The organism is Pseudobdellovibrio exovorus JSS (genome assembly GCF_000348725.1).
Lineage (GTDB): Bacteria > Bdellovibrionota > Bdellovibrionia > Bdellovibrionales > Bdellovibrionaceae > Pseudobdellovibrio > Pseudobdellovibrio exovorus.
In genome coordinates, this window is the sequence record NC_020813.1 from 2,496,049 (window position 1) to 2,522,296 (window position 26,248).

Below are 26,248 nucleotides of genomic sequence, written 5' to 3' on the forward strand. Positions count from 1 at the left end.
CCGCCGCGCGAATGCTGCTGCCTTACCTGTTAAAGTGAATCACCTATGATGACTTCTGCTTTTACTTCGGGCTCAGTCACAATATCTTCATAAACTTCGGCCTCTTGAAACTGACGACGATGAATTCTAAACCAAATCCATCCCACAATAACTCCCCCCACATATCCCCAAAAGTGACTGATATAGCTCACTTCGGGACGATAGGTTTCAGGCACCAATAGCACCACTGTGACTAACGCCACTTTGGCAATTCGACGCCGCCAACTATCACGACGTTCAATCATCAGATAAAGCATTGACCACACCGCGGCCATCCAATAGACCACCCCAGAAATGCCCAGAAGATTTGTCTGAGGTGCTAAGCCTTGTAATACAAAAACATTAAGCACTCCGCCCAGCGCTATTCCTAAAAAAGGAAAAAGCCAAAAACCATAATAGCCGTACAAGTAATACGCCAAAGGAAAAAACAATAAGGAGTTACTGGCTATATGACCGAAATCTGCGTGTACGAAAAGTGCAGTCCACAGTCGCCAATACTGACGCTGTTGAAATACTTGCTCTGAATTGGCCATCAGCAAATTTTGCAAACCGCCAATATTCGCTTCGAAAAGAGCCTGAATGCCGTAAAGCAGGAAAAACAAGACCAACGGCGCAAACCATGCCTGCGGAGTGGGCTTTCGCGTAAGCCAATGTTCTTTTATCCGCCGCTCAGGTTGCTGTAGGTCGTCCATCTAAGGAATATGGGACCGATTAAAAAAATGGCAAGGACCTTTTCTCGTCTTTTCTTCATCTGTGATATGGACTAGGATAGCCCCATGTCTGAGCATACAAAAAAGCAATACATCGGTGATATTTCGGCTGCGATGGCGCGAATTCACAAATTGTTATTAGAAAATGAAATCGAGTTCATTGAAATCAAAAATGGCATCACGCTAAATGCAAATGATCGTTTAAATGTTTTACTGAATGCCGTTGAAGTCGCATGGCTACGTGAAATGAGTCAACTGATGGCTTACGTGGATGAAATCTATTTTCAAAAAGAGCCAATCACAGACGATCAATGGCAAACAGTTAAAACGCGAGTAGAAGATCTTTTAGTTAATGCAAAAGAGACTGAGTTTATTAAACGCTACCACAAGCATTTACCTGTGATTCCGGATTTAATGCGCGAACATGGTCTGTTAAAAGTGGCGTTGCAAAATACTCCGCATTCGACTGTGCAGTAGTCGCAGAGTCTTTAAATCTAGCCTTCAACCTTAGAAAGGTGATGCTATGAAATTTTCAAATCGGTTTCTGCTTTCTGTTTTCTTAGGTATTTTTTCGTTGGCTATTTTTTCTAATGCGGCCGAGCCAATAAAAACCTGCGTGCGCGATCAAAAAGGCCTGCGCGAATTACTTGGCGATCAAAATTTCCCTGCCGAATGGATTGAAACAACCGCAGACGATGGCAAACCCTTAATGCTTAAAATGTCGGATCGCGATGATCGTCTTTATTTTATCTTCGACAAAACACGCGAAGGCATTTGGGCTGAAGGACTAATTGAGGTCTGCTCAGAAAAAGATGGCGTCGTTGTCAAAATTTCTGGTCAGGATATTAAGTTGGGCGACAAAGCTCCCCGCCTGATCCGTTGGAGTATGAGCGGCGGCGCCAAGTTTAAATTAAAACTCAAAGAAAAAGACAAAATGTATGTGTCCACTTTAGGTTGGAGCGGCGATTTTATCCCGATGACTTTGCCAGCTAACGTAAATCCAGAAACAGCCCAGCAGAAGTAATTCTACTGGGCCCAGAATTTTATGGTGCTAAGTTCACATCTAACTCGTAAGACACAACGGCGACATAGTCACTACTCCACTTTGCGCCTTTACAAAGATCTACCCAACCTCTTCCATCTTCATTAATACGCGAAATCCAGCCTTCACTATTTCTTTTCAATGCGAAAATATGCGGCTGTCCATCGTGTTTAAATGGCGCTATAGCAGTTCCAACATAATTGCTACTCCATTTTCCCTTATAGACATCTACCCAACCTTTACCATCATCATTAATACGAGTAATAAAAGCCTCATCACTGCCTCTTAAGGCAAAAAGATAGGGATGACCATTTAATTCAAAAGATTTTATAGCAACATATCTACTACTCCATTTGCCTTTATAAATATCTGTCCACCCTTTGCCGTCATCATTAATACGCGAAATGTACGCCACATCATTGTTCTTCAATGCAAAGATATGAGGATGCCCATTTAGCATAAATGTCGTAATCGCGGAGCCAACATAGTTACTATCCCATTTACCTTTATAAATATCTGTCCACCCCTTACCATCATCATTAATACGCGAAATGTATGCTTCATTATTACCTTTTAGGGCAAATAAATAGGGATGATCCTTTAACTCAAATGATCTAATTGCTACATAATTGCTACTCCATTTGCCTTTATAAATATCTGTCCACCCTTTGCCATCATCATTAATTCTGCTGATAAAAGCTTCGTCACTTAATCTTAGAGCAAAAATGTATGGATGACCGTTTAACTTAAATGACGTGACCGCGTTGCCAACGTAACGACTGCTCCACTTACTTTTGTAAATATCTCTCCATCCCGTAGCATCATTGTTAATTACAGAAATCCAGCCCTCATCGTTTCCTTTGATACCAAAAAGAAATGTTTTAACTGTTGAATTCTCTGGACAAATAGGCAACGTCGCCCCAGCAGGCACAGGTTGCATGTAGTCACGATTTCCCAAACCAGATGGACCATTTCCATCTCTGATATTTTTGGGAAGTTTATTGATCAGTAATGCAAGAAAATCTACTTTATCTACGAAATACCAATCAGGCTCATTTAGTTTTGTTCCGTCTAAGTAAGTTGCGGATAACAAAGTATTTTTCTGTTGTGCACCTAATCTGCCTTTAAACTTAACCCAGTGCTCTGTTGTTGGTCCCATATCATCTGTTAAACGCAATTGTTTAAATTCGCTAGATTGCCACGGACGCCATTTAGGTCCTTTATTATCTAAAAGATCCGTTACAATCACAAATCCAGCCATGCCCCCTAAGTCTTTATAGTGATTGTATGCCAACCCATTATAAGTCCCATGACCATTAAGTGAAGCATACGCTACAGGATGCGTTCCTTCACAGTAAAATTCTCCTGAAGAATATTTTTCGGTGTTGCCATGCGCTTCGTACATAACTTCAGAAATATAGAACTCATCATTATTTTTTGGAGCTAATCTAACGGTTACACATTCTAAGTCACCTTGGTGCTCACCATAAGAATGAAGTATGCAATGAAATGAGCTCAGAACACGATCTGCAATGACCGTCTGCCCTCCTTGATTTGCATAAAGAAGCGGATAAACGATTTCAATCGCGTTTTCAAAACGACGAATGACATAATACATCGGTGCTTTAACTGTTTTTGTCGCTTTATCGTACATCCCAGGAAATTGCGACGAATTAATATCTACAAAAAAATTTGGATGACTATACTCAGCCAAGTCTTCTTGCTTCAGATTTTTTCTTTCAAAGCTCGGGTCTATTGTTTTTCCATCATCTTTATAACGTCTTAATGTTCCATCTTTCAAAAGATGTTCAATCGAGCATGGAAAAAATGATTCCAAGCTGTGGAAATAAATTGCTGGAGAGAACTTTTTCGCCAGTTCTTCGAGTTGGGCGTCTGTTAGGTCTTTTATTTTTTGCATATTGCTTCCTTTTTTAGTTATTGATCTTTGCGATCGAGGAAACAATATGGTGATTTTTCTACAAGAAAAACTACTTGTTATTTTTCATGAGAAAGGTCTGGAGTTCACAAATTATTTTTTCTATTCTTTGTCTGTCTTTTAACAAATGACTATCGCTGTTACGATATATGTCCAAAAATTATCTCTTAACTTTTTCTTAATATTTCAAAATTTCTAATACTCGAGCCACTTCTTCGTCACGATTAAATCCGTGAATCGAGATACGAATTCCGGGACCGCGCTTAATACAACTGACTTTGTTTTTTTGAAGGCGCTGCAAAAGCTCCTCTGTTTTTTCTGTAGTGTCCGCCGCGAAATTGACGATGGGGCCGTCGGCACAAAACATTTTGTACCCCTGAGATCTTAAACCCGCGCGCAGCAAATCCGCTAAACGACTGGCCTCTTGAAAAATCGCAGCAACGCCCACTTGTGACATCAAGTCTAATGTTTCACCTAAGCCGATGACTTCAAACATCGCTTTAGAGCCCGGCTCATAGCGCTGGGCTGTCAGCTTAGGCTGAATCGAGAAACTCTTTTCTGTATCAGGATATCCGTACGTCATGGCGCCAAATTCCAGCGGAGCTAGTTGCGGCATACGCTGATGACGAATTGCCATAAAGGACGCTCCATACGATGAGCACAACCATTTGTGACTCCCACCACAAATAATATCAAAGCCAGATTGGTGGAAATGAAAAGGACGAACACCAATTCCCTGAATCACATCGGCCACTAACCAAATGTCGTCACGGCCTTGAGCCCGTAAAGTTTTCGAGATCAACTCTAAATCTGTTACGGCTCCGGTTTGGAATTGCACCCACGACACGGCGATCACTCGCGTCTTCGGCGTCACGTGATCCAAAATTTTCTGCGCCGGAGTTTGCCAGTTTTCTGAAGCGAGCTGAATCACTTTCGCCTGTGATCTTTCGGCGGCGATCCTCCAAGGATAGAAGTTAGAAGGATACTCTTGATCCCATGTCAGAATCTCGTCATCTTTTTGCAAAGGAATCGCTAGAGCCGCCTGTGAAATAGCCGAAGCTGCTGTACCAAAGAACGCCACTTCCGCAACCTCTGCACCGATAAAGTTCGCCAGTTTTTGACGGACCACTTCGGTTTGTCCCCACCCGTCCATAGAACAGTGCGCCCCTTCACTGTAAAAGCGATCCAGCCAGTATTTGACTTTATCGCGATTCACATCGGGGATCGGTGCCTGTCCCGAATTATTGAAATGAATAAATCCTGAAGTGAAATCAAAGTGTTTTTTAAACTGCTCAATGCTCATTTTAATTTCCTGTATCAAATGGAATCGGAGACCCCTTAGCAATTTCAGCCAAAATATCAAATGCCATCGTCACACGTATTCCATCTTCTTGATACGGCATCGTCGAGTGTTGCACCCACGATGGAAAAAATGTAACCCAGCCCTCTTCACTTTCTAACTTCAGACAGTAAGTTTCGGTCTGTGTCTGCGAGCATTTCATAACGAATGGAAAGTGATATAACGTTGCAGCAGAGGTCGTATTTAAAGCTAGGTGGCCACTGATCGCGGTGATCGGACGATTGCTGTGCAAGTGACGCTCAAGCCCTGCCCCTTTACGAAGGGCATTGGCCCAGCATTGAATTTGATTCTTGAAGGGTTGCACTTCCGAAAGTTGAAGATACTCGCGGTAGACGTCGAAGAGTCTCTGTTTCAAACCCACTTGTTCAGGCACGGACCATGTTAAAACATTGTAATGACTCCACAATGTAGTTAGACCAGAAGTCAGGCCCGCAATCGGAGTTGATGTATGTTGCGAAGTGATCTCGCTTTCTTTTTCTAAAATCTGATCGCGAATCAACTGACACTCTTCTGCACTCAAAATCTTTCGGCGCAAAATAGGAATACGAAAAGCCGGAGGACAAAGATGACTCTCCCCCTGTGCTTGTACAAAGTTATACGAAACCTCATGAGCAGAGGCTGAATGACCTGAATTCATATTTATTAAGTAGATCACAACCCAAGCACGGTGTTAAGAATTTTGACAGTCTTAGAAAGATTGCAAAAGTATTACGGAACACTTTCATAATTCTTATTTTCCTATATTTATGGAGCATCGAGTAATCGCTCTATCTTAACCCAAAGGATCAAGTTATGAAAAAAGTCATTTCGTTATCATTAGCCACTTTAGTTTTAGGTCTCTCGTCTTCAGCTTTAGCAGCCAAAGCTAAAGTTGCCTGCCCCGCAGGAACTCAACAAACCCTTAAATGTCTTTCAACTCCCCTTGCGGATGGTACTGAAGATATGATCGGAAACTTTTTGGACGCGATCCTTGTTTGCAGCACAGGTGAACGCGTTCTATTGGTTTTAGAGAAAGGCAAGAAAGTTTTGGACAGTGGTGAAGCGGAAGTGATTCGCCGAGTCGGAGGCAGCTCCTACAAAATCAAAACCAATGAGGTCGACTTCATGCTTTCCCATGGCTCTTTAGTGGGACCCGCAGCGAAAGCTGGAAGCATTGGCGCGCGCCTTTCCGTATCTGTGAAAGAATTAGGTTACACTTATTCTTCGACTTATACTTGCAAACGCTAATTTATTTTACTAAAAATGAGACATTACATTTAGAGGGGGAATCCAATGTCTCGTTTTTCAAAAATAAAAGGTCTTATCGTATTATCAGCTTTAGTATCTCAAAGCGCTTTAGCAGAAACAGTTGTCTGCACAGGCGCCTTGATCGTGAACAACACGGTTGCAGGAGTTGCTAAGGATCACACTCCGATCGAAATCGATCGCGCTCCAACTCAATCAGAAGAAAACTACATGGGTCACCCAGTAGTTATTTCTAATGCTAACTACAAAGTAACTGTTAAGCGTTCTGTGAATGCGACAGCTGACGTTGTTCTTGAGCTTTGGAAATCTGGCGTTCGCACTCAATGGGCTGCGGGCATGGGCCACGTAATGTTGGGCTTCCAAAATGGTCACGCAGAAAGCTCTTACGCTAACTTGAATTGCTACACATCTGATACATGGAAAGAAATGAACGCTCGTCTTTGCCCAGATCACAAAGAAATTCCAGCACAGTTGCAACCTTACTGCGATTCTTTAAACGAAAATCGTGAGCGTAATTTTCCTGTGACTCAAACTCCGTAATCGGTGTTTTATCTATAAAAGAAAAGATTCGTCTTTTCTAAAAAAAGGGGCTGATAAGGCCCCTTTTTTATTTCGGCCTGTAAACCCCTGTAAGCTTTATCCTCCTGATCTGAAAGGAATTTTTATGTGGACGATCTATCACAACCCTAAGTGTTCTAAATCCCGTGAAGCACTGGCTTTACTACAAAGTCACTCAAGTGATGTACACGTGATCGAATATCTTAAAGACGCTCCGACTGTTGACGAGTTAAAAGATTTAATTCGCCACTTGCAAGGACCAGCATCTGCCTTAGTGCGAACAAAGGAAGACCTTTATCAAGAGCTCCAGTTTGATTTAGGTTCAGAAGAACAGATAGTTACAAACTTATCGCAATACCCACAACTACTGGAAAGACCGATTGTGATAAAATCAGAAGTGAGCCCTCAACATATAGCTCGAATAGCTGTTGTAGCTCGCCCCGTTGAACTGATCTTACCTCTATTACAAAGTGAAAGCTCCAGCTCGACTTAAAATATTTTGAAATAGCCCACGCGAGGCTGCGACGACCGCCTGCCTCCACTTGTCATCCTGAGGATAAGAGCGCTCGAAACTCTCTTTTTGAACCTCTTCTGCTAACTCGGGAGTATTATACCCATTATAAAAACCTTGATGCTCGACCAGTAAATTATCCAACGATCTTAATTTCGCTTCAAGGTCATGTCCTAATGTTCCGAACTCCATAGTAATCGCGCAGACACGTTGATGAGGTTGGGCCAGATCTGAAAAGGCTGTGTTCAGCGCTCCGTGTACTTCGTAAAAACCCTCTGCTGCTGCAGGTGTATATTCATAATAATCTTTATCAGCTTCTATATCAAAAAGCTGCGCGAACAAATCCGGATGTAGATCTTCACCAGAACCTGAAGTCAAAAGATGCAAGCGGTTACGATGTCCCAAGCCTGTGTGCAGATCCAAAGCCACAACATCTTGATATTGCGGGATCAACTCTTTTAATTTTTCCACTAACTTGGCCGACTGAGGCTCTAGCGCCTTTCCTCCAAATTCGAGGTCTTGTGCGCTTTCACACTGTCCTGGCGACACGGCCTTGATAAATTGGTCCATCGAAATATCACCAAAAAAAGCTTTTCCATTTTTGATTTCTAGATGTTGAAACAGATGGCTTTTTATAGAACCGACTTTTTCGCGTTTAAAAAACTGCGCATGCATTTTTTCCGAGTCTTCATTTCTTCTTTTGTAGCGTTCGCCAGAAATGGAAAAGTTCCTGTTCAGATTCACGCCATTTTCAGTTGTGCGACGATGATATTTGAATCCGTAGGGATTCATCGCATGCACCAATAACACACCCAATCCTTCGCGATGCAACTTTGGAAAAACCTCAGTCAAAAACATTTGTAAAATTGCAGAGCCAGCATAGGTTTCAGAACCATGAATACCCGATGTCACCACCAGCAGTTGTTGCGTTTGTTGTGTCGGCGCCCAATAGGCCAAATCCACAGACAAATCTTGATCGATTTTACTGGGGATCATCCACTTTTCAATTTGTACAGACGCGCCCTCTTTCTGAGTTTGATGGACAAGATCTAAAAATCGCTGACGTGAATCTATATAATGAAAAGGAAAGTAAGACGCATCATTTTGTGGCTTGTGATTTTGCATCTTTTAATCTTAAACAGCTTTCCTGCCAAAAACCAGTTGGGCTATGATCCAGCCCTGATATATATGCGTTATATATCAGGCCAACTCTGGATGTTTTCCAAGATTTAGGCTAGATTCTTGGAACCGAATAGATAACGGAGAGGTGGCCGAGTGGCTGAAGGCGCACGCTTGGAAAGCGTGTTTAGGGTCAAACCTAACGAGGGTTCGAATCCCTCTCTCTCCGCCATTATTTTTGATTATTAAAACGGGTTTGGGGATTTTTCCTAAACCCGTTTCTTTTTTTGTGGGCCATTATTAATTTAATAATTTCGCCTATTTATTAAAAAATCAGGCCCGTCTCAATTTTAGACGGCGGAAAGTTTAATAAAGTTTGACCACCCAAAAGTAATCCAGTGGGTGACGGCCCTAAAAAATCCTATGAGTTTTTGAGTGTGAGAAAATAAAAAAACCACCGAGATTGTCGGCGGTTTTTTTCGTCTGTGATTTTATGAGTAGATTAGATTTTATCCGCTTTTTCTGTTTTTCGTGTGGGGCCTCAACTTGTGAGAAACTCCCTTGATGTCTTCTGGTTTTAACTTCGCTGTGTAGTGTTTTAGTGTCGCATAATCCGCATGGCCTACGAGTTGCTGGACTGTTAAATGTGGAACCCCTGCCGTGAGTAAGTTCATAATGTAAGAGGCCCTTAAACTATGAAAGTTCGGCCATAGTTCTTTGCCCTTGGCATTTTTCTCTGGTGTGTATCCCACTTCTTTAAGGGCCGCTCTCACTGCTTGGGCGGCCTTGCCTGATTTCCATTCTCTATCACGGGGAAAGAAAAACTCTTTTTCTACTGCCTTGGTTCGTAGTCTGTGGGCGAGTAGGTATTTTCTAATGGCGGTTACATCCACCACTCTCTGCTGTCCTGATTTAGTCGGTGTGATTTTTTCGGTTTTCCAGTTGTAAGTGGTCTTTACCACCACATAACTATTCTCTGGATTTTCTAAATGAACATCATCTGCGGTAAGAGAAAAAATCTCTCCGCTTCTCATTCCCGTATAGTAAGCAAAATAAAATAGGCTGGCCCACTTGTTGAGTGGGTTCATGTCTTTATCATGGTAAAGGTCTATAATTTTCTCCATGACCTCTGGCCGTATCCATTGGACTTGGTGCGGTTCTTCGTCCTTATTTCTTGGAATATAAACATTATGGGCTGGGTTTAGGTAAAGGCTTGCCATTGGCCCCATAATAAACTTAAAGGCCAATCTTATGTGTCTCATGTAGTGTTTTTTTACTCCATAAGTAAGACACTTAAACTCTGGCCTGTTCATCATGCTATGAACATGGCTGGGGGATATTTGCCCGATAAATAATTTTTCCCACTGTTTTGTGTATTTGTAAGCGGCGATGGCTGTCTCAAATGAACCCTCACCCATTGGCTTATGGCTTGTCTGGCTGTCGTCTATTTTTTGCCTAATGTGGGATACATATTTTTTGTAAGCCACATCCCACTTAAATTGACCGTCCCGATGTTTTAAGTCGTCTTGACTGAGTTGATAGATAAACCCTTTTCTAATTTGTCGGGCTTCTTGAATGAGTTTAATGTTTCGTTTTTTCTTCGTCTTAATTTTTCCGTTAATTCGTTTTTGAACCACCACCATGAAACGGCCATTGGCCATTCTAAAAATGTTTTCCTCTAATTTTTCTTTAACCATGTCGTGATGGCTGATGGATTTTTCTTTTTCCTCACTCATAAAAATCTCCCTCTCTCTTGTCGGTAAAATTATGAAAAGATTGAATTAAGCCGCTCTTGCGGTTTGGTCTTGCTTCCTTAATTTTGCGAGTAGTTGCCTGTAAAAGTCGGGGTCTAATTTTCTCAATGGTCTGGGGGTGTGATAAATCCAAAACTTTTCCGTTTTCTCACTCCAACGAGTGGGCGAGTTCTCCAATAGAAAGGAACGGACAAAAGCCATCTCTACAAAAAGCCGTAGGGCCAACTTTTTAAGGTCGTCTGGATTTAAGTCAGTGGCATTGTCGGGGTCGTAAAATGCCTTATGAAACTCAACGGGAAAAAATACCCCTCTAACTCTCACAATTCTATCAATGTATTCACGGTCAAGGTTGTGGGGGAAAACCTCATTAAGGGGTAAGTCTGGGTTGTATCCCGTCCGTGTAGCCTTTAAAAACTCTGGGCTGTCTTCGTGTGGTTTATATGGGATTGGTTTTTTCTTAAATAGTTTCGTTATGGCCTTAAAAATCATCATAGCGGGCCAAATAACAATGGCCAAAAACATGACGATAGGGCCACCAAAGGCGATGATAAAAGGGATTAAGAAAATTATATTTAAACCTATATCGACACTTGACATAGTAAAATAATACTACAAAATAACTCATCAAGTCAATTAAAATATATAGTATCCTTTTACTATATTGGAATAAGGTAGGATTATGGCACGGAATGAAACGATAGACCTTAAAGGCTTGTATAAAAAGAAACGGAAAAAACTCCCACGGCTTAAAGTGGCCGAGGCCATTGAGAAAAGCGGCCTAACCTATATGGAAATAGCCGAGCAATTAGGGATGAACTACTACAACAACATAACCAAGTGGAAAACCGCCGATAATATCAACTTTAAAACCCTTGCGGCCCTTGCCCTTGTTCTTAATTGCCGTATCCGTGACCTTTACGAGGAATAGGGAAAATAATTGTCCATGAGGCTATTAGCGAGTTTATGAATGGCGATAATTTCCCCGTCCTTTAAAGAGTAGTCCCCGTTATAAGCGGTGTAATCATTAGGACTAATTTTTATAAAAGCAATTGAATAGGGATAAGATAAAGACCTAACCCTAAATACTATAAAATCATCTTCTCTAAATTGTTCTTCTGGCCAAATGTATTCAAGTCTATTCATAAAAGACTAAATGGATTTTTACCTATCATTAAATCTTGATGGCCTAATTATTAGGAAATTAGATTTATAATTTCCTAATAATTATTTTTAAGAGAAAAACATCAATTTTTGATGATGAGCATTTTTTGAGAGTGATTATTTTTTCTCTACCGTGTCCGTGTTTTTGAAACGAGAGCCGAGCCGTTCTTGTATCAACTCCCAATTATACTCTGTCGGTTCAGTAAGCCTTACCGTGTGTTTTGAACCCTTATCAAGGGGGTCAATTTTTATAAGGGCCATCCTATTTAATTCCTTGAGAGCTTTTTGAATAGAGTTGTAGGAGAGCCGAGTAGAAAAGCAGAGATGACCACGGGAAAACTCTATAATCTTTTTCGCCTGTAAATGCGGATTATTCTCCACTCTATAACGGAAAAGCAGAAAAACCCTTAAAGCCGTATCTGGCACTACTCCACTGTCTAAAAACCACCCATAAAACTTCATAAACTTACCCCCTTGGTTGTTGTATAGGGGATAAATGGAAAACATCATTTTAAATCTATTTTTGGAGTTTTCCATTTAGATAGATGAGTAGGATGGGGGCAGATGGTTAAGCCCGATTTCGCAAGCAAAAGCCTATTCAAGCGAGTGGAATTAAGCCATAGCGGGGCCGACGGAAAACAGTTGGAACCGTCCCAGTCAGGGGTAAAAATACTGACCGCAGGAAAACCGCAACACCCAACACTGGGCAGGCTAAATAAGGCGGAAAAGGGCTAATCCTGAATGAGACCGAGCCATAAGACGGGCAGTAATCCGCAGGCTTGCGAGAGAAAAGTAATATAGTAATTATTTACTATATATCTATAATATATATACTATTAAGCCATGTCCCAGCCCTTACGGGAGCCTAAGCCTCTGGAAAGCTTTTTTAGACCCATTCTAAAAAAATAGATTTAGATAAATAGTAAAATAATAATACAGGTTAAAAACAAGTTATTATGAATGAATTATTAGCCCGTAGTGTGTTCTATTTAGAAAATATGGGAAAGGTTGGCCGTCCTAAAAAGAAAATTACTCATTTTATTGATTTGGTTTTTTGTTGTTTCTTGATTTCCGTTCTCGTCCTTATCTTATTCCCTACCCCATTGACCTTAACGGTCGTGGGGCTTTTGTGGGGAATTGGCGAGGTTGCCAGTGCTTTTAAATAATTTCCGTCCTGATAATGATGACCGCTTTTATTTTTTCTACCGCTTTATTATGCGGTCGTGGTTTTTATTTTTGTCCCTGATTTTTTTAATCCCTGCTTTGGGTCTTTTAGGCCGTTCAATAATGGGGGAACAATTCATAACCCTGTGCGGTGTATTTGTTCTTATTCTGGCCGTGGATTTTTTGAGTGTGTGGATAAAGGCTTATCCGCTAATCAAGGAACAGGAACGGATAGAATGGGAAAATAACGGGAGAAAGAATACTTATTAGGAAAACTCTTTGAATATAATAAAATCATACTATATAGTATTATCTTACTATATAAGATTGAGGCTTTCAGTGAAAAAACGATGGTTGATTATTAGCAGTTTTATTTTACTTCTTCTAAGCACTTCTGGTTTTATTTCTTATTTCATTTATCCATCTGCTTTTTGGAATTTCCGCATTCAATATCTGTTAAAGGATTGTCAGTATTCTTCATCACCTTGCGATAAAAATGAGTATTGTATTCAGTTTAACCCAAAACAAGGTAAGTGTTTTCCTAAGTCCAATTTATCTCCTGAAATTATTTTTCCCCGTGACTTGAATACTCCAACGGTATGTTCTCAGGGAAATCTAACCGGAGAAAATAGAACCCATAGTTATTTGAATACGGGTTATGCTGTGGATTTATCTACTCCACCCACTCATAAAAATGCCGAAATTAGAGCCGTATTTAATGGCAAGATTATGACCCATGTTGGGTGTGACAACAAAGACGGCGAAAATTTTAACAACGATACTTGTGGACAAGGTTTTGGAAACTGGATTGCCTTATTTGATGATAGTTCTAACCTGATTGCTTTTTATGCCCATCTCCGTAGCCATAATGTTAAAAGTGGAGAGGTCGTAAAAGTTGGGCAAGTGATTGGCGAGGAGGGAAAAACGGGAGCGGCTGGACATAGGCATTTACATTTTAGTATTCATAACAATTTATTTAAAATTACCCCCGATGATATGAAAAAACATGGGGCTTGGTTGCCGCCGAGCATTCCCTTTAGAGTGAAAGTCATTGGGAGTGATGGCAAGCCCGTAGAAAAATCAGTGGATGAGTTGCCCTGCGAGGATAGTAATGACCTTAGTCGTCCGCCGTTTTATGGGGCTGAATAAATTTTTGTAACGGAATTTAATAATGGGATGTGCTACTTTTGTCACCCAGATATTTTTGTAATGACTTAACTGTCTGACATAACTACGGAAAATTGTTTTTTAATATTATTAAAATCATCTCCGCCAAGTGGCCAAGCTTTAACATCTAGACTTTCTTTTCTATTACTATTTTATTTATTATCGTTTCTTGATTCGTTATTCAGCTTTGCCGTTTCAATGCCCCTTTTAATCATAAAATCGATATCTTCATTTGTATTTGTTACGTCAATTTCAATATGAGGAAATCTTTCTTTAAAAACCCTGAAAACCTCATCCACGAATGCCTGACCAACAGTTTTAATGCCTTTGAAATCTAGGATAATATGATTAAATTTTTCCAAACCTAGCATGATTCGTTTGGCCTGCGATCTTGAAACAAAATGATCTTCATTCGACAGACTTAAAGAAACCAAAATATGTGTCCGATCAAAAGCCATAGTTTCTGGGTTTTGATATTTTTCGAAAACATTTCTTAATCTTCTATCCGAGGTCGTATCAATTTCAAACTGTACTACAGTGGAATAGTTTGATGTGTTTTTTTTCTCTTGAACAAACCAATCTTCTTGGGTGTTATCTCGCAAATAAAATATCCCATTGGCTAAAATTTCAAAGCAATCTACTGCCCTTGATGTGAAAAAAATTCCTTCGCCTGAGTGTCGGCTCTTGTCAGTTGTTAGTTTCCCTTTTGAAAGTTGCAACACACTTTCTCGTTCGTCATCTAAACCAAATGCATCTTTAATTTTTTTAAAAATTCCCACTCCGTTATCTGAAATTGAAAAGATAAGTTTATTCCCTTTTTTTTCTGACGCGATAATAACTCGCGAGCCCTCTGAGTGATCTTTTGCGTTATTCACCATCTCGGTAAAGCTGTAATAGCAGATCTCCTCAATATTCGGCTTCAATTTAGTCGCAATAGAGCTGAACTCTTTCTGCCAGATATCGGACTCAGACAAGTCTTCTGTTATTTTAAAAGATATGACTTTATTAAAGGATTCTTTTAAAAAATACTGGCTGGTATTTGTAACACCAATTTTTTCAATTTTATCAGCTTTGATCAAAGTATTCAGATGCCGGTGCACAGTAGTCCTTGTGACACCAAATTCGGCCATTGTTAAATTCACAATATCATGCGGATGAGCTTCGACATGAGCCAAGAGGTACTGCTTTATTTCTTCGCCTCTGTTAGGCTTTGAACTTGAAGTTATAACTCCTCCTTTTTACACACTATAACTATGTAAAAATATGGTTATAACTATTACATATTATGTTATAACTATCAAATATAATAGTTATAACTATTATATTTGTCTTTAAAACGAATATAGTTGATTTAGAGTTATATTAGAACTCATTAGTCTAGTTATTACTTTCTTCCCACTAATGCGGCAACCTTAGAATCACCTGCGTTCCTCTTACAAAATCCGAGGTATCCACTTCTTGCGAAAAAACTTCGATTGAACCATTCATCATCTGCAAGTATTCACGAACAAGAGGCATTCCGTAGCCAGTTCCCTTTTCACCACTAGTACCTTGACGAGTTGTTGGACTGTCCATGCGAAAGAGATTATTTAAAATGTTTTTCGGCATGCCAATACCGAAATCGCGGATCTCAATTACAACATTTGCGCCCTCTAAAGATAAAGAAATTTTCACTTCGCCTTCAGCGCAATAGTGCCAGGCCCTGTTTACGGACGCAATGCGCCGCTTTGGCAGCGGTGTTTGGTATGTCTTTTGAGATACCTCTAACTGATGTCTTTCAAATGGAACTTAAAGATTTTTAGTGTCAATTTTTTTGACACTCGCCTGACATTCCTGTTGTTGGCGATGTTGATAACTGTGGGCGGTTATCAACCCTCGGCTATTGCAGAACCGCAAAACACGCAAAATTATGTCGTCCTCAATGGTGGCCTCACGGACATCCATGATGGCGCCTATGTAGAAGGCTCGGCACGACACGGGGGAATTCAACCGGATTATCATATCGACCTACAAGCAGAACCATTAAAATCTTTGCTCGCTGAATCCGCTGAAATCGGAAAACTACCTGTCGGCTATTGGGACAAGGTGGGAATGGTGGTGGATTTACTACGATCGACCTTGGTGTACCATGATTATTACAATCCTTACTATCGGCGGCTACTCAAACAGTACCGCGACAGCCAACGTGATATTCCATTAAATGAATATGTAGCCTGTGGCGCTGGTGTTTGCCGTGAACACGCCTTACTTCTTCACTTTGCCCTGAAGTCAGCAGGGATCCCGAACAAACACGCCTACGCTTCGATCTACCGCGCCAGTCGCAGCGAAGGTTGGAGTGTGAATGAAGACCATGCTTTTCTGGTGGTCCGTCATCAAGGGGTGGATTGGGTTGTCGATTCCTACTATCGTGGTTTTAATGGGTTTCGGTTGCAGGATCTGATGTCACGCCATGGAATTACCAAGTCGTCTGTAACGGCCCCGATCGCCGATCCAATGCCAGGCATTCGGCGCATCGTCGCGATCAACTCGTTCCCCAAAATTTACAACCCTCGATCCACAGTCAGATCGTGTCGCGCTCTATTTTTAAATTAACTTCAGTTCGGAAAGAATCTGCTGCGATTCTTTCCACTGCTTTGTTAAAAACGGCGACGCTTGACCGACCGCGCTGACTTTTGACATCAGCGGAAAGCTAACAGCTTCAGGATGCCACTTCCAGTCTCCGTTTGGTAATTGGTTGCGAGAGCCCGATCCAAGATAGGCCTGTCTTCCGATCTGCATTTCTGCATCTTTAAACTGTGTCTGCAAGTGACGGACTACAGTCTTAATACTTTCATACGGAATTGCAGAGCCCGTTTTTTTAGACCAGTGAAGCAAGGCATGTAGTCCCCGCAAGACATCGTAAAAATAAAAACGTGGAAAGCACAGTTGCATCCACTCTTTCGCACTTTCTCTTTCACTGGCATTGTATTTTGTTTCTGAACCCAACATCAATTGGCGTTTTATCAGAAAATCCGCCCCTTTTTTTAAGAACACTTCTTCTTCAGATGTCCACTGGCGATTCGTGTGAAATAACACCGCCTCAAAAATCGGAATCGTTCCTACCATTGAACTGGGCACTTCTTCTTTTTCTCGATAAGCCCCTTCGTCACAATTTAATCCACCATCGGCCATTTGATATTTTAAAAACCATGGGCGCAACCAATTGACCTCGCTGTCCACATCTACACCTCGAGCGGCCAATACCTGATACACGTGGCCCAACTGACAGTGACAAGGGCTCCCCCGGGCTAGGTCCACACCCGCCGGCATGTCTTCTGGGTAGATCGGAAAAATTTTAACGGGTATTCTATTGATAGCCGCGATATAAGATTCAACAACAGTCTCAGGAATTTCGTGAGTCAGTCCCATTTCGTGCAACAGCAGCATGTGCCACCACGATGAATCCCACTTAGGCCAGTACGCATCGGCTTGCAGACTTTTTATCGCCTGCGGTGATTTTAAATAGTTCAAACTTTGTTCTAATTCCTGTTGGTAGTTCATCTGATTATTTTAAATCATGATGTTATCTGTTGGCTACAATTGAAAATTCGCCAATCGCACCAGCTCTTGCCCCGCTTTGGATTTTATAAGCTCTGGCCTGTAAGCCAAAAAAATCTCGTCACTGCGATGGGGTAAGCTGCTGTCGTACATCACCAAATCTGTGCCATCCACACTGGCTACGCGCTCGGGTAAAATGTCGACTCCAAGCCATTGACGAGTCATCGTACGAATCAGTTCTAAGTTCGTCGTCGAGATCAACTTCCAACCTCGGAACTGCTTGTGCGATGTCTTCGCCGATAGTTTGCCCACACCGCTTAGATTATTATTTAGTCTCTACTCGGCGTCCGAGTTGTACCAACAGGGCGCCCGCAGAAGCAATCACCAACGCCACCACATCCAAAACACTTAATCTTTCACCTAAGAAGATCACCGCCAATACGGCGATTTGAATCATCATGGTGTTGTTGATCACACTGGATTCCACGGACGAAAGTGTTCGCAGGGTATGATTCCAGAGCGTAAAAGCGAATGCGGTATTGATCCCTGCAAGCCACAACACGATTAAGATTTGCTTCACGCCTAATATGGGCATTTGCTCAGTCAGAAGACCCGCTACCAATAAGATCACACTGCCAAATCCCATGCTGATGATCGTCACCACGCGCGGGCTCAGGTGCTCTTTGCGGTTGATGGCGCGCCCTGAAATCGCAGCCCCCGCATTGGCCAGCATTCCGATAACAGGGATCAATAAAAGCCATGTCCACCCCACATCCTGTTGCAAATGCGGAATGAAATAAAGTGCTGACCCTAACAGACACACACCGATACCTATCACCTGTTTTAAGGAAGCGGATTCACGCAGAAGTATCAACGAAAGCAGCGCCACCACAATCGGAGTAAAATTTAAAATCAAAGTGATCAGCACCGCAGGAAAGTGAGCCAAACTCAGGAACTGCGCCCCTTGTGTGGCGGCGTACATGATAAACCCTAAACCTAAAAGCTCCCACCACTGCCTGCCAGACAGCTCTTTGATTTTAGAGCTGTCCTGTTTCAGAACAAACGGAAGTAAAAACAGAAACCCTAAGAAGTAACGAAGTCCTGCAAAAGTTAAAGGGGGTAATCCTTGACCCTGTAGACCGACCTTGATGAAAACCCATGACGAGGACCACAGGAAGGTGACAAACAAAGCCTGTACAATTGCATTTTTATGAAATGATATTTTATTTCGACCAGCCATTCAGGTAGATGATAAACCCACCCCGATTGTTTTGCAATTTACCTGAGTCCCAATGCCAGTCTTTTCCTGCAGCTGCAGTGCTGGCCTCGGCGATTTCTTTCAGGCGCTTTGGATTACGAATGCGAATCAAAGCCACCAAGCCATCCCATGTGATCATCAACGGCAGTAAAGGAATAATAAATGTAAAAAACAATCGCGACCAACGAAATGGTTTTATAAAAAAAGAAGCCACGACTGCCACAAGCGGAGCCAAGATCGTCATGCCGATGATCTGACGAATGCTTTTGTTGTTTCCCTCGCCGATCATCACCTGATCAAATTTCTTCGTTAGTTCCTGTAAAAGCTGCACCAGTTCCGCATCCGTCATCAGATGGGACTGATTAATTGAAAAAACCGCTTTGCGTACCCGCCCATCACTCGAACTGGAGTTGATTGCGGAAATTTCCGAAAGTTTGATCTGCTCGTACGGCGGCTTCAAGGCTCCCTTTAATGAAAGCAAGTGCTGATGGCGGTCTTCTGAAAAATTATCTGTCAGCAAAATGGTTTTTTTGATTTCCGGCATCGTTTGCAAGTCAGGAACCAGCAACGCAGAAGAGCCTCCGACTTCCGGTGCCAACAGATAGACTTCGCTAGCTATACCCTTCGGCGTTTTCAGGAGTGGCAAGAATGGCCTATTGGCATTGACCATCATCACGATAAAATCCAGAAACTCGGGCATCAGTCGGCGCAGAACCTGCGGCACCCATGTGCTGTGGGAAAATTGCCCTGTGTTTCGGTGCTGTGGCTGTTGGTGCTGTTGGCGATCTTTCATTTAGTCCTCCATTTTTCGCAGAACCATTGGAGCATCTCACGCAGATCTTTTTCAGTCGGCGCAAAGGGATGATTTATTCCAGGCAACGGAAAGAAACCCACCAGACAGTGTAAAAAAATGCGCAGTTCTTTTGTTAAGGAATCAAAGTGATAGAGTTTCTTTTTCTGTCCTTCTTCCAAAATTTTACGAAGAGTGTCGTTCCACAGATCTTGCTCTTGCTGGTTGATCTCGGGCGCAATCGTGATCATCGCCTGTGCCAAATCTGAACCGCCTTGCGAGTCCACTTTCGAACCCAATTGCGAACTCACTTTCGAGCTTATAGTTTCTTTTTGCCAAAGCTCGAAACGATTTAAAATATACTCTTTTAGTTTTTGATCGGGACTGAGTTGGTTTTTTTGCAAAAGTTCAAAGACGGCCGTTTGATGGGCCTGATGAAACCGCACAGCACAGGCCCGCAAGATTTCCTCTTTACTCGAGTAGTACAAATAAATCGTACCGGCCGCAATTTGAGATGATTTCGCTATTTCGGCGATCGAGGTCTTCGCATAACCATGGCGGGCGAAGTGTAACAACGCCGCATCTAGAATCTGATCTGCACGTCCTTCAGCTTTAACTCGAGGCATAGGGTCATTATAAATAAATGAATAATTTTGTAAATTATTCATTTATTCAGGCTGGCCCATAAGATGCAGTTCCTCTTTTCATGTCAGCTAAAGACATATACTTAACCGCCAAGGAGGGATTTATGGCACAGACAACTTTAAAAAATAAAAAGGTGGCTATTTTAGCCACGGACGGATTTGAACAAAGTGAACTTTTTGAACCTAAAAAAGCTTTAGAAGAGGCCGGAGCAGAGGTCCAAATTGTATCACTGAAAAGTGGGAGCATCAAAGCGTGGCACAAAAAAGACTGGGGTAAAGAAATTGATGTGGATTTAACTGTAGATAATGCAGATGTTGAAACCTTTGATGCCTTGATGTTACCCGGTGGAGTGATGAACCCTGACAGCCTACGCCGCGAACAAAAAGCGATAGACTTTGTGCGTGCCTTTGCTGATGCGGGCAAACCCATTGCAGCTATCTGCCATGCTCCGTGGATTCTGATCAACGCAGAAATCGTCAAAGGAAAAGAGCTGACGTCGTGGCCTTCTATTAAAATGGATTTGATCAATGCCGGTGCTCGCTGGACTGATCGTGAAGTTGTCACCGATGAAGGACTAGTCACCAGTCGTAAACCGGAAGACATTCCCGCTTTCAACCGCAAGATGATTGAAGAGTTTGCTGAAGGTCGACATACGGGCATGAAGTCTTCCGCAAACCCATCCAAAAGTGACAACACTCAACGAATTAATTAAGTTGCTTCGGGCACTTAAAGTCAGGGTTGTTAGCACCCATTGGATATTTTAACTCGTGCACTTTTTTGTTGAAGGCCGCTACCCATTCAGGAATTGTGCCCGAGCGGCGCTCGATCTGCGCTGCTAAGAAGAGGTCTTCAACACGTTTTTGTCCTTCGGCTCCGGCAGAAAAGCCTTCCAAAAGTTTCACTAAAAACTGACGGCCTTCTTCTGTTGCCTTTTCATCTTTTAAAGTGCGGTTCGCCCACCAGCCGACATCCATACGACAAGCGCTTGCCTCTTTCCAGAAGGGTTTACGCACCCAGTGCTCTAGGCGGGCTTTAGCGATATTAATTCCTAAGAATGAACTTTCATTATCCGTCGTTAGGCCACGACCGAATGTAGCTCCCACATCTTGCACAATCAATTTCACTTCACCTAAGCAGTTGCCTTCGGCATCAAAGTCACCAACGCAAGTGAGTCGTTGATTTTGTTCTTTATTATCTACGTGCTGAATAAAGCTGGATAGAATTCTTAAGGCATCCCGTTCAATCTTTTGGCGACGAGCCTCTGCTGGATTTTCAGAAGTCAGTGTCATCAACTCGTCAAAGCCCCAGCCCTCATGCACTACTGTGCGGTAGCGAGGTGGTGTATTGTGTCTGTTAGGGCCCGCTTCTGTTATTTTAACTTGCCGATTCACATACATCGCTTCGCCATCATGTTTGCGCTCGATAGCTGCCGGAATAAATTCACGTGGTGTCTGTAATGATGATGTATCGACACGTCGATCTTTGAATGGATTACTAGTACAGCCGTAACACAACAGGCGATCAATGAACATCATACGATCCGCACTGAAGCCCAAGGCCCATAGCAGGCGGGTTCCCATGAGTTCTCCGTAGATTTCACCATTATCAGCGCCGTACTTAACTTTGATTTTTTTACCTTTACCGCTCGCTTCTTCAAGCTGTCCGGCACTGTTGGTCTGCAAAAGGTTGCAGCGAAACTTAGGCGTTTTTCCCGTGCTGAATTTATCCGTGGTGTCTTCAGTCATCAGACAGCTCACTTCCGAGCGGCCTGTGTCAGCATTTGGTAATAACAACAAGTCATTGGCATTAGTCACTTCCGAGCCGCGCAGAATATTCAGCTCATTGCTGAATCTGAAAAATTGACCTTCATCTTTGATCCAAGATGGAGCACTCCAAACCTCGCCTTTGCGGATATTTCCATTGCGCACATCTTCTGAGGTCATGCGAATATCTTCGCCGGCAAAAGAAGGAGGTGTGGCCAGAGCCAGCATCATTAATATCGTTAAAGGTTGTCGCACTTTCATAGCATCCTCGCCAAATCGTTCTGGATCCCGTGCCGCTTTCATTGAAGCTTTTATTCAGCATCAAGACACAGGGATTCAGCGTAGGATAATCAAGATCTATGCCCGCTCAAATTCGTTATATAAGATTAGGTCATCAAAAAGCGTTTAAGATTGAGACAGGTGCCAGGCCCTGTTTCCGGACGCAACGCCCAACTAACGAATTTTAACTCAATCAGGCTTTCTTTTCAGACCTTGCATGTCTTTGCACTCCGTAACTAGCTTATGGCGAGAGCACAAGCAATTCTTCAATCTCAATTTCCGTATCACATCACCGGTCGCTGTATTAACCGCGAATGGTTTCATCTACATCTCGAATTAGTCTGGAGCATTTTTTCAGAAGAACTCTATGTGACATCGAAAATTTATAATTTACAGATTCATTCCTTTGTTTTGATGAGCAATCACTTTCACCTGATTGCGAGCACTCCTGATGCGAATATCAGTCAATGTTTGCATCGTCTTATTGGAGTTGTTAGTAGACGCTTGAATGAGTGCGGAAATCGAATCAATGGAACATTTGCCGGACGACACTTTAAAACTATTTTACAGCATCCGAATTATTTTCTTAATACTTACAAATATGTCTATCGCAACCCCATCGCAGCAGGGCTATGTCAGCGCGCAGAAGAATATCCCTACAGCACGCTTTATGGGTTACTTGGACAAGCTTATCTCATAATTCCTGTCCTTGAAGATACGACTCTATTTTCAGATGTCGAGGGAACTTTACAATGGTTAAATACAACACCTAATAGCGAACATTGGGAGTCTGTGCGCTATGCCTTAAAAAGATCTTACTTCCAGCCCCGAAAAAATCGTGAAGATGGCAAAGTTACCCTTACATTGAATGACTTAATTTAATCTTTGAATTATCAACTCGCTTATTTGCGGCGCGTCCGGAAACAGGGCCTGGCACCTAAGTGAACGCACTTTGCCCGGTGATCGCGCGACCGACCACCAAGCTGTTGATCTGCTTTGTTCCCTCATAGGAATAAAGTGCTTCGGCATCACCTAAAAAGCGAGCCACCTTATTCGAGATCAGGATACCGTTGGCTCCCATCAACTCACGCGACATGCTGGTGATCGCACGGCAACCCACAGTACAAAATACTTTTGCCAGCGAGGCTTGCTCGTCACTCATCAAACCCTCATCCTGCATTTGGCTTAAACGTGAAACCAGTGTTTGCATGGCCGTCAGTTGCGACAGCATCTGTGACAGTAAATCCTGAGTCATCTGAAAGCCTGAAATCGGTCTGCCGAACTGACGGCGATCCATGGTGTATTTTAGTGTGTGCTCGTAGGCACCGCGGGCGCAACCTACGGCCTGCCATGCGACTCCGGCACGGGTCGTTTTCAACACGCGAGCTGTGTCTTTAAAGGTATTGGCATTTTGCAAGCGACGCTCTTCCGGAACTTTCACATCCTTCAAACGAATCAACGCATTCTGCACGATTCGCAGCGCCATCTTATCTTCGATTTTTTCTGTTTCTAATCCCGCTGTTACGCGATCGACGATGAAGCCTTTGACTTGATGGTCCTCCACATCTTTCGCCCACACGATAATGTAATCTGCGAATGTGGCGTTACCGATCCATTTCTTTTCGCCATTGATCACCCATGTGTCACCTTGGCGTTTACACGTGGTCTTCAAACCCATCGATGCAGCCGAGCCGACCTCGGGCTCTGTTAAAGCAAAGGCGCCGATTTTGTTCATCTTGATCATTTCAGGTATAAATGTCTTTTTCTGTTCTTCAGAACCACACAGGTAGATCGAGTTCATCGCCAGTCCACTGTGCACACCGAAGAACGTACAAGTTGAAACATCCACGCGCGCGATCTCTTGCCCAATCATGCCTTCCAACAGATTGCTGCGCTCTTGCCCGCCGAGATCTTTGCTGTAGGTCAGACCACAGATATTGAGCGCTTTGAATTTTTCAACGATATGAAAAGGGAATTCACCGCGCATCCAGTAGTCATCCACAATCGGAGCCACTTCGGTATTCATAAATTCACGCACACGCAACACAATCGCTTTTTCTTCAGCGTTCAAAAGATCGAAGGTGTTATAGAAATCCCCGTTGATTTCGGGAAATTTAGGATTTTTTCTTTTTTTGATTTTACGGGCCTGATCCAGCAACAGCAATAACTCTTCACCTTGTAGATCCTTCAGGTAGGACAAAATGCCCGGAAGATTTTTGATCATCGCAAAATCAGCTTTGCGTTTTTTTTCGGCCTCTTCATAGGCGGTTTTAAATTTAGTCCCTAACTCTTCCCAAAAATTTTCTGCCATAAAAACCTCGTGTATTCATTCGAGATCTTATAGCAGAAGAGATCAAGTTGATTTATGTAGGGTCCTGTGTCGTAATTTATTTCGCCAAATTGTTAAAAATAAATAACAACTAGATGTTGTTAAATTTAACAGCGCTCCAAACCGTAATCGCGCTGACCGCGGCGAAAACAAAAACACCCCACGCCATATCCGCTAGAGCAAAAGCCCAAGAGTAATTTTTTAGAATCGCCATATTGGTCATGTCGAAAACTCCGTAAACTAACAGACCCATAAATGCCCCAAGGCCAATAGCTTTAACAACAGAACTTCCCGCCAGCGGAGCCACAAAGATCACCACACCCAAAGACATTAAGATGTACACAATAAACGCAGCACCGTAATGAACTTGAAAATCCCCATCCACGATTCGTCCGATTTCAGACAAATGACGAAGATTGAATTTCTTCATTACGAATCCTAGCCAGATAAAATCTAAAATGGCGAACGCTATTGCAGAAACTAAAAAGTTTTTAAGAAACATCATAAAACACCTCTGTTTTAGAGTGCCACCTATCGAAACCTCAGGCATCATAATTTTCTATGTCAACCGCACGAAACATTTTGATTATTGGTGGGAATCGCTTCTTTGGCAGAACACTGGCTTTACGGCTTTTAGAGCAAGGCCATCGCGTCACCTTGCTCAATCGTGGACGCATCGACGATGATTTAGGTTCACGTGTTCAACGCATCACCTTAGATCGCAAACAGTTAAGTGCTGAGCAGCCCGATTTAAAAGGACAAGATTGGGATGTGATTTTTGATCAGGTCTGTTTCGATGCCTGTGAAGCACGACGAGCCTGTTCTGTTTTTCAAGGACGTGTCGGCCATTATATCTTCACTTCGACCATGTCCATTTATGACAATCAAATGCGTGGAGACTTACATGAAACCGATTTTGTCCCCGAGGCTTACCAGTTCACCAGCAGTCACGCCAGCGAGCCCACGGGACATCAAAATTATGGCGAAGCGAAACGCCAAGCTGAAGCGGTTTTTTTTCAACAGAGGGCCTTCCCTGTAACTGCCGTTCGCTTTCCTTTGGTTTTAGGAACCGATGACTATACAGGACGACTTAAATTTCACATTGACCATGTAGTTCAGAAAAAAGCTATGTATTTTCCAAACATTAACAGTCATATCTCGCTTGTCAGTTCGCAGGATGCCGCCCGCAGTTTACACCACATTGCGGACAAAAAGATCCTTGGCCCGATTAACTGTGCTTCCAGCCAACCCATTTCACTGCTGGATTTCATCGGACTGATTGAGGACATCAAAGGGGAAAAAGCTCTGCTAGCCAAGAGCCTTGAGACTGGCGATCATTCGCCCTATGGCATTCCGACCGACTGGTGGATGAACACGTCAAAGGCGCAATCCCATGGACTTATTCTGCCGCCCATCTTAGATTGGTTGCCACCCCAAATTACTCACTACAAATAACCCGCTAAAAATAGCAGGAGCTTATATGCTGTTGTTCAAAAGACCTGAGGTTTTGATCTCGATTGCTTTACTGGTTGCCAGTAATATCTTTATGACTTTTGCATGGTACGGACATCTGAAGTTCAAACACAAGGCTCTGTGGTTAGTGATCTTCGTTTCTTGGGGAATCGCATTTTTCGAATACTGCTTACAGGTTCCCGCAAACCGCATTGGTTCCGAAGTCATGACTCCAGCACAGCTGAAAGTTTTGCAGGAAGTGATCACGTTCGTTGTCTTTGGTTTTTTCTCGGTTTTGTATCTTAAATCTGCATTGACCATTAACGATGGCCTTGCCTTCGCTTTAATCGTCGTTGCCGTCGGAGTGAGTTTGTTTCAGCCTTTTTAGGTGCCAGGCCTTATTTACGGACGCAGTGTGTCCGTAAATAA

At 42.6% G+C, this 26,248-nt stretch carries 31 protein-coding genes and 1 tRNA gene; 14 read left to right on the forward strand and 18 right to left on the reverse strand.

Annotated elements, in window-relative coordinates; all coding sequences use genetic code 11:
* Positions 1 to 29 precede the first annotated feature (29 nt).
* Positions 30 to 731, reverse strand: a complete 702-nt coding sequence (locus A11Q_RS12335) for a rhomboid family intramembrane serine protease (RefSeq protein ID WP_015471154.1) — start codon at positions 729 to 731, stop codon at positions 30 to 32.
* Between the two features lie 84 nt (positions 732 to 815).
* On the opposite strand from A11Q_RS12335, the gene A11Q_RS12340 reads away from it, so the two are divergent.
* A complete protein-coding gene (locus A11Q_RS12340) occupies positions 816 to 1,226 on the forward strand; it encodes a hypothetical protein (RefSeq protein ID WP_015471155.1) in 411 nt (136 codons plus the stop codon).
* Between the two features lie 46 nt (positions 1,227 to 1,272).
* On the forward strand, positions 1,273 to 1,773 hold the full coding sequence (locus A11Q_RS12345; RefSeq protein ID WP_015471156.1) for a hypothetical protein: 501 nt from the start codon (positions 1,273 to 1,275) through the stop codon (positions 1,771 to 1,773).
* A 19-nt stretch (positions 1,774 to 1,792) separates the two neighbouring features.
* Here the strand turns inward: A11Q_RS12345 and A11Q_RS12350 are convergent, their stop codons facing one another.
* The 3 genes from A11Q_RS12350 to A11Q_RS13655 all read right to left on the reverse strand — a co-directional run bounded on the left by A11Q_RS12350 (position 1,793) and on the right by A11Q_RS13655 (position 5,742).
* Complete coding sequence (locus tag A11Q_RS12350) at positions 1,793 to 3,709, reverse strand: Vps62-related protein (RefSeq protein ID WP_015471157.1); 1,917 nt, start codon at positions 3,707 to 3,709, stop codon at positions 1,793 to 1,795.
* A gap of 196 nt (positions 3,710 to 3,905) precedes the next feature.
* Entirely contained in the window at positions 3,906 to 5,030 is a 1,125-nt protein-coding gene (locus A11Q_RS12355; RefSeq protein ID WP_015471158.1) for an aminotransferase class V-fold PLP-dependent enzyme, read from the reverse strand.
* Between the two features lies 1 nt (position 5,031).
* Entirely contained in the window at positions 5,032 to 5,742 is a 711-nt protein-coding gene (locus A11Q_RS13655) for a putative 2OG-Fe(II) oxygenase (protein ID WP_148285002.1), read from the reverse strand.
* Between the two features lie 137 nt (positions 5,743 to 5,879).
* Here A11Q_RS13655 and A11Q_RS12365 point away from each other — a divergent pair, with 137 nt between their 5' ends.
* The 3 genes from A11Q_RS12365 to A11Q_RS12375 all read left to right on the forward strand — a co-directional run bounded on the left by A11Q_RS12365 (position 5,880) and on the right by A11Q_RS12375 (position 7,383).
* On the forward strand, positions 5,880 to 6,314 hold the full coding sequence (locus tag A11Q_RS12365; protein ID WP_015471160.1) for a hypothetical protein: 435 nt from the start codon (positions 5,880 to 5,882) through the stop codon (positions 6,312 to 6,314).
* Between the two features lie 45 nt (positions 6,315 to 6,359).
* Positions 6,360 to 6,872 (forward strand): hypothetical protein, encoded by a 513-nt coding sequence (locus A11Q_RS12370; RefSeq protein ID WP_015471161.1) that lies wholly within the window; start codon positions 6,360 to 6,362, stop codon positions 6,870 to 6,872.
* A 124-nt stretch (positions 6,873 to 6,996) separates the two neighbouring features.
* Entirely contained in the window at positions 6,997 to 7,383 is a 387-nt protein-coding gene (locus A11Q_RS12375) for an ArsC/Spx/MgsR family protein (RefSeq protein ID WP_015471162.1), read from the forward strand.
* On the opposite strand, the gene A11Q_RS12380 is transcribed toward A11Q_RS12375, so the two are convergent.
* Positions 7,354 to 8,526 carry a M14 family metallopeptidase gene (locus A11Q_RS12380; RefSeq protein ID WP_015471163.1) on the reverse strand — a complete coding sequence of 391 codons (1,173 nt, stop codon included), beginning with the start codon at positions 8,524 to 8,526 and terminating at the stop codon, positions 7,354 to 7,356. The two genes, A11Q_RS12375 and A11Q_RS12380, sit on opposite strands and share 30 nt — an antisense overlap.
* Positions 8,527 to 8,662: 136 nt before the next feature.
* On the opposite strand from A11Q_RS12380, the gene A11Q_RS12385 reads away from it, so the two are divergent.
* Positions 8,663 to 8,752: transfer RNA gene (locus A11Q_RS12385), tRNA-Ser, on the forward strand.
* 277 nt (positions 8,753 to 9,029) lie between these two features.
* Here the strand turns inward: A11Q_RS12385 and A11Q_RS12390 are convergent.
* Both A11Q_RS12390 and A11Q_RS12395 read right to left on the reverse strand, forming a co-directional pair.
* On the reverse strand, positions 9,030 to 10,256 hold the full coding sequence (locus A11Q_RS12390) for a tyrosine-type recombinase/integrase (protein WP_015471164.1): 1,227 nt from the start codon (positions 10,254 to 10,256) through the stop codon (positions 9,030 to 9,032).
* A 45-nt stretch (positions 10,257 to 10,301) separates the two neighbouring features.
* Positions 10,302 to 10,871, reverse strand: a complete 570-nt coding sequence (locus tag A11Q_RS12395; protein WP_015471165.1) for a hypothetical protein — start codon at positions 10,869 to 10,871, stop codon at positions 10,302 to 10,304.
* Positions 10,872 to 10,953: 82 nt separating this feature from the next.
* Here A11Q_RS12395 and A11Q_RS12400 point away from each other — a divergent pair, with 82 nt between their 5' ends.
* Positions 10,954 to 11,202: a helix-turn-helix domain-containing protein gene (locus tag A11Q_RS12400; RefSeq protein WP_015471166.1), complete on the forward strand. Its 249-nt coding sequence runs from the start codon at positions 10,954 to 10,956 to the stop codon at positions 11,200 to 11,202.
* A 350-nt stretch (positions 11,203 to 11,552) separates the two neighbouring features.
* Here A11Q_RS12400 and A11Q_RS12405 read toward each other — a convergent pair whose 3' ends face one another.
* Positions 11,553 to 11,897, reverse strand: a complete 345-nt coding sequence (locus A11Q_RS12405; protein WP_015471168.1) for a hypothetical protein — start codon at positions 11,895 to 11,897, stop codon at positions 11,553 to 11,555.
* Between the two features lie 494 nt (positions 11,898 to 12,391).
* Between A11Q_RS12405 and A11Q_RS12410 the strand changes: the two genes are divergently transcribed.
* The gene (locus A11Q_RS12410) at positions 12,392 to 12,601 is read left to right on the forward strand and encodes a hypothetical protein (RefSeq protein ID WP_015471170.1); all 210 of its coding nucleotides are present in this window, start codon (positions 12,392 to 12,394) and stop codon (positions 12,599 to 12,601) included.
* 337 nt (positions 12,602 to 12,938) lie between these two features.
* Positions 12,939 to 13,748: a M23 family metallopeptidase gene (locus A11Q_RS12420; RefSeq protein ID WP_015471171.1), complete on the forward strand. Its 810-nt coding sequence runs from the start codon at positions 12,939 to 12,941 to the stop codon at positions 13,746 to 13,748.
* Between the two features lie 170 nt (positions 13,749 to 13,918).
* Here the strand turns inward: A11Q_RS12420 and A11Q_RS12425 are convergent, their stop codons facing one another.
* Positions 13,919 to 14,896, reverse strand: coding sequence for an STAS-like domain-containing protein (locus A11Q_RS12425; RefSeq protein WP_235044619.1), 978 nt, complete (start codon positions 14,894 to 14,896; stop codon positions 13,919 to 13,921).
* 268 nt (positions 14,897 to 15,164) lie between these two features.
* Positions 15,165 to 15,440, reverse strand: coding sequence for an ATP-binding protein (locus A11Q_RS12430; RefSeq protein WP_015471173.1), 276 nt, complete (start codon positions 15,438 to 15,440; stop codon positions 15,165 to 15,167).
* 96 nt (positions 15,441 to 15,536) lie between these two features.
* Between A11Q_RS12430 and A11Q_RS12435 the strand changes: the two genes are divergently transcribed.
* The gene (locus A11Q_RS12435) at positions 15,537 to 16,358 is read left to right on the forward strand and encodes an arylamine N-acetyltransferase (protein ID WP_015471174.1); all 822 of its coding nucleotides are present in this window, start codon (positions 15,537 to 15,539) and stop codon (positions 16,356 to 16,358) included.
* Here the strand turns inward: A11Q_RS12435 and A11Q_RS12440 are convergent.
* From A11Q_RS12440 to A11Q_RS13660, 5 genes are read right to left on the reverse strand one after another with little or no spacing between them, the layout of a single operon-like run.
* Entirely contained in the window at positions 16,350 to 17,306 is a 957-nt protein-coding gene (locus A11Q_RS12440; RefSeq protein WP_015471175.1) for a hypothetical protein, read from the reverse strand. The genes A11Q_RS12435 and A11Q_RS12440 overlap by 9 nt on opposite strands.
* A gap of 33 nt (positions 17,307 to 17,339) precedes the next feature.
* Positions 17,340 to 17,615, reverse strand: coding sequence for a hypothetical protein (locus A11Q_RS12445; protein WP_041575302.1), 276 nt, complete (start codon positions 17,613 to 17,615; stop codon positions 17,340 to 17,342).
* Between the two features lie 13 nt (positions 17,616 to 17,628).
* Positions 17,629 to 18,543 (reverse strand): DMT family transporter, encoded by a 915-nt coding sequence (locus A11Q_RS12450; protein WP_015471177.1) that lies wholly within the window; start codon positions 18,541 to 18,543, stop codon positions 17,629 to 17,631.
* Entirely contained in the window at positions 18,527 to 19,354 is an 828-nt protein-coding gene (locus tag A11Q_RS12455; RefSeq protein ID WP_015471178.1) for a hypothetical protein, read from the reverse strand. The genes A11Q_RS12450 and A11Q_RS12455 overlap by 17 nt, the downstream gene beginning before the upstream one ends.
* Positions 19,351 to 20,019 carry a TetR/AcrR family transcriptional regulator gene (locus tag A11Q_RS13660; RefSeq protein ID WP_015471179.1) on the reverse strand — a complete coding sequence of 223 codons (669 nt, stop codon included), beginning with the start codon at positions 20,017 to 20,019 and terminating at the stop codon, positions 19,351 to 19,353. The genes A11Q_RS12455 and A11Q_RS13660 overlap by 4 nt, the downstream gene beginning before the upstream one ends.
* Before the next feature lie 80 nt (positions 20,020 to 20,099).
* On the opposite strand from A11Q_RS13660, the gene A11Q_RS12465 reads away from it, so the two are divergent.
* The gene (locus A11Q_RS12465; protein WP_015471180.1) at positions 20,100 to 20,708 is read left to right on the forward strand and encodes a type 1 glutamine amidotransferase domain-containing protein; all 609 of its coding nucleotides are present in this window, start codon (positions 20,100 to 20,102) and stop codon (positions 20,706 to 20,708) included.
* On the opposite strand, the gene A11Q_RS12470 is transcribed toward A11Q_RS12465, so the two are convergent.
* Positions 20,701 to 22,062, reverse strand: coding sequence for a hypothetical protein (locus A11Q_RS12470; RefSeq protein WP_041575305.1), 1,362 nt, complete (start codon positions 22,060 to 22,062; stop codon positions 20,701 to 20,703). The genes A11Q_RS12465 and A11Q_RS12470 overlap by 8 nt on opposite strands.
* 219 nt (positions 22,063 to 22,281) lie before the next feature.
* Here A11Q_RS12470 and A11Q_RS12475 point away from each other — a divergent pair, with 219 nt between their 5' ends.
* Positions 22,282 to 22,920: a transposase gene (locus tag A11Q_RS12475; protein WP_015471182.1), complete on the forward strand. Its 639-nt coding sequence runs from the start codon at positions 22,282 to 22,284 to the stop codon at positions 22,918 to 22,920.
* Between the two features lie 55 nt (positions 22,921 to 22,975).
* Here A11Q_RS12475 and A11Q_RS12480 read toward each other — a convergent pair whose 3' ends face one another.
* Both A11Q_RS12480 and A11Q_RS12485 read right to left on the reverse strand, forming a co-directional pair.
* Positions 22,976 to 24,349, reverse strand: coding sequence for an acyl-CoA dehydrogenase family protein (locus A11Q_RS12480; RefSeq protein ID WP_015471183.1), 1,374 nt, complete (start codon positions 24,347 to 24,349; stop codon positions 22,976 to 22,978).
* A gap of 109 nt (positions 24,350 to 24,458) precedes the next feature.
* Entirely contained in the window at positions 24,459 to 24,872 is a 414-nt protein-coding gene (locus tag A11Q_RS12485; RefSeq protein ID WP_015471184.1) for a DUF2177 family protein, read from the reverse strand.
* Between the two features lie 56 nt (positions 24,873 to 24,928).
* Here A11Q_RS12485 and A11Q_RS12490 point away from each other — a divergent pair, with 56 nt between their 5' ends.
* Together A11Q_RS12490 and A11Q_RS12495 are read left to right on the forward strand one after the other, a co-directional pair.
* Positions 24,929 to 25,822: a Rossmann-fold NAD(P)-binding domain-containing protein gene (locus A11Q_RS12490; protein ID WP_015471185.1), complete on the forward strand. Its 894-nt coding sequence runs from the start codon at positions 24,929 to 24,931 to the stop codon at positions 25,820 to 25,822.
* A 25-nt stretch (positions 25,823 to 25,847) separates the two neighbouring features.
* On the forward strand, positions 25,848 to 26,207 hold the full coding sequence (locus A11Q_RS12495) for a DMT family protein (RefSeq protein WP_015471186.1): 360 nt from the start codon (positions 25,848 to 25,850) through the stop codon (positions 26,205 to 26,207).
* The last annotated feature ends 41 nt before the right edge of the window (positions 26,208 to 26,248 follow it).

Excerpts from the sequence above, each read along its gene's own strand:
- A11Q_RS12350 (WP_015471157.1), bottom strand. The coding sequence starts at position 3,709 with ATGCAAAAAATAAAAGACCTAACAGACGCCCAACTCGAAGAACTGGCG.
- A11Q_RS12375 (WP_015471162.1), top strand. The coding sequence starts at position 6,997 with ATGTGGACGATCTATCACAACCCTAAGTGTTCTAAATCCCGTGAAGCA.
- A11Q_RS12435 (WP_015471174.1), top strand. The coding sequence starts at position 15,537 with ATGTCTTTCAAATGGAACTTAAAGATTTTTAGTGTCAATTTTTTTGAC.
- A11Q_RS12335 (WP_015471154.1), bottom strand. The coding sequence starts at position 731 with ATGGACGACCTACAGCAACCTGAGCGGCGGATAAAAGAACATTGGCTT.
- A11Q_RS12390 (WP_015471164.1), bottom strand. The coding sequence starts at position 10,256 with ATGAGTGAGGAAAAAGAAAAATCCATCAGCCATCACGACATGGTTAAA.
- A11Q_RS12410 (WP_015471170.1), top strand. The coding sequence starts at position 12,392 with ATGAATGAATTATTAGCCCGTAGTGTGTTCTATTTAGAAAATATGGGA.
- A11Q_RS12495 (WP_015471186.1), top strand. The coding sequence starts at position 25,848 with ATGCTGTTGTTCAAAAGACCTGAGGTTTTGATCTCGATTGCTTTACTG.
- A11Q_RS12370 (WP_015471161.1), top strand. The coding sequence starts at position 6,360 with ATGTCTCGTTTTTCAAAAATAAAAGGTCTTATCGTATTATCAGCTTTA.
- A11Q_RS12470 (WP_041575305.1), bottom strand. The coding sequence starts at position 22,062 with ATGAAAGCGGCACGGGATCCAGAACGATTTGGCGAGGATGCTATGAAA.
- A11Q_RS12440 (WP_015471175.1), bottom strand. The coding sequence starts at position 17,306 with ATGAACTACCAACAGGAATTAGAACAAAGTTTGAACTATTTAAAATCA.
- A11Q_RS12355 (WP_015471158.1), bottom strand. The coding sequence starts at position 5,030 with ATGAGCATTGAGCAGTTTAAAAAACACTTTGATTTCACTTCAGGATTT.
- A11Q_RS12465 (WP_015471180.1), top strand. The coding sequence starts at position 20,100 with ATGGCACAGACAACTTTAAAAAATAAAAAGGTGGCTATTTTAGCCACG.
- A11Q_RS12340 (WP_015471155.1), top strand. The coding sequence starts at position 816 with ATGTCTGAGCATACAAAAAAGCAATACATCGGTGATATTTCGGCTGCG.
- A11Q_RS12405 (WP_015471168.1), bottom strand. The coding sequence starts at position 11,897 with ATGAAGTTTTATGGGTGGTTTTTAGACAGTGGAGTAGTGCCAGATACG.
- A11Q_RS12480 (WP_015471183.1), bottom strand. The coding sequence starts at position 24,349 with ATGGCAGAAAATTTTTGGGAAGAGTTAGGGACTAAATTTAAAACCGCC.
- A11Q_RS12345 (WP_015471156.1), top strand. The coding sequence starts at position 1,273 with ATGAAATTTTCAAATCGGTTTCTGCTTTCTGTTTTCTTAGGTATTTTT.
- A11Q_RS12455 (WP_015471178.1), bottom strand. The coding sequence starts at position 19,354 with ATGAAAGATCGCCAACAGCACCAACAGCCACAGCACCGAAACACAGGG.
- A11Q_RS13660 (WP_015471179.1), bottom strand. The coding sequence starts at position 20,019 with ATGAATAATTTACAAAATTATTCATTTATTTATAATGACCCTATGCCT.
- A11Q_RS12365 (WP_015471160.1), top strand. The coding sequence starts at position 5,880 with ATGAAAAAAGTCATTTCGTTATCATTAGCCACTTTAGTTTTAGGTCTC.
- A11Q_RS12400 (WP_015471166.1), top strand. The coding sequence starts at position 10,954 with ATGGCACGGAATGAAACGATAGACCTTAAAGGCTTGTATAAAAAGAAA.
- A11Q_RS12395 (WP_015471165.1), bottom strand. The coding sequence starts at position 10,871 with ATGTCAAGTGTCGATATAGGTTTAAATATAATTTTCTTAATCCCTTTT.
- A11Q_RS12490 (WP_015471185.1), top strand. The coding sequence starts at position 24,929 with ATGTCAACCGCACGAAACATTTTGATTATTGGTGGGAATCGCTTCTTT.
- A11Q_RS12380 (WP_015471163.1), bottom strand. The coding sequence starts at position 8,526 with ATGCAAAATCACAAGCCACAAAATGATGCGTCTTACTTTCCTTTTCAT.
- A11Q_RS12485 (WP_015471184.1), bottom strand. The coding sequence starts at position 24,872 with ATGATGTTTCTTAAAAACTTTTTAGTTTCTGCAATAGCGTTCGCCATT.
- A11Q_RS12450 (WP_015471177.1), bottom strand. The coding sequence starts at position 18,543 with ATGGCTGGTCGAAATAAAATATCATTTCATAAAAATGCAATTGTACAG.
- A11Q_RS12475 (WP_015471182.1), top strand. The coding sequence starts at position 22,282 with ATGGCGAGAGCACAAGCAATTCTTCAATCTCAATTTCCGTATCACATC.
- A11Q_RS12425 (WP_235044619.1), bottom strand. The coding sequence starts at position 14,896 with ATGGCCGAATTTGGTGTCACAAGGACTACTGTGCACCGGCATCTGAAT.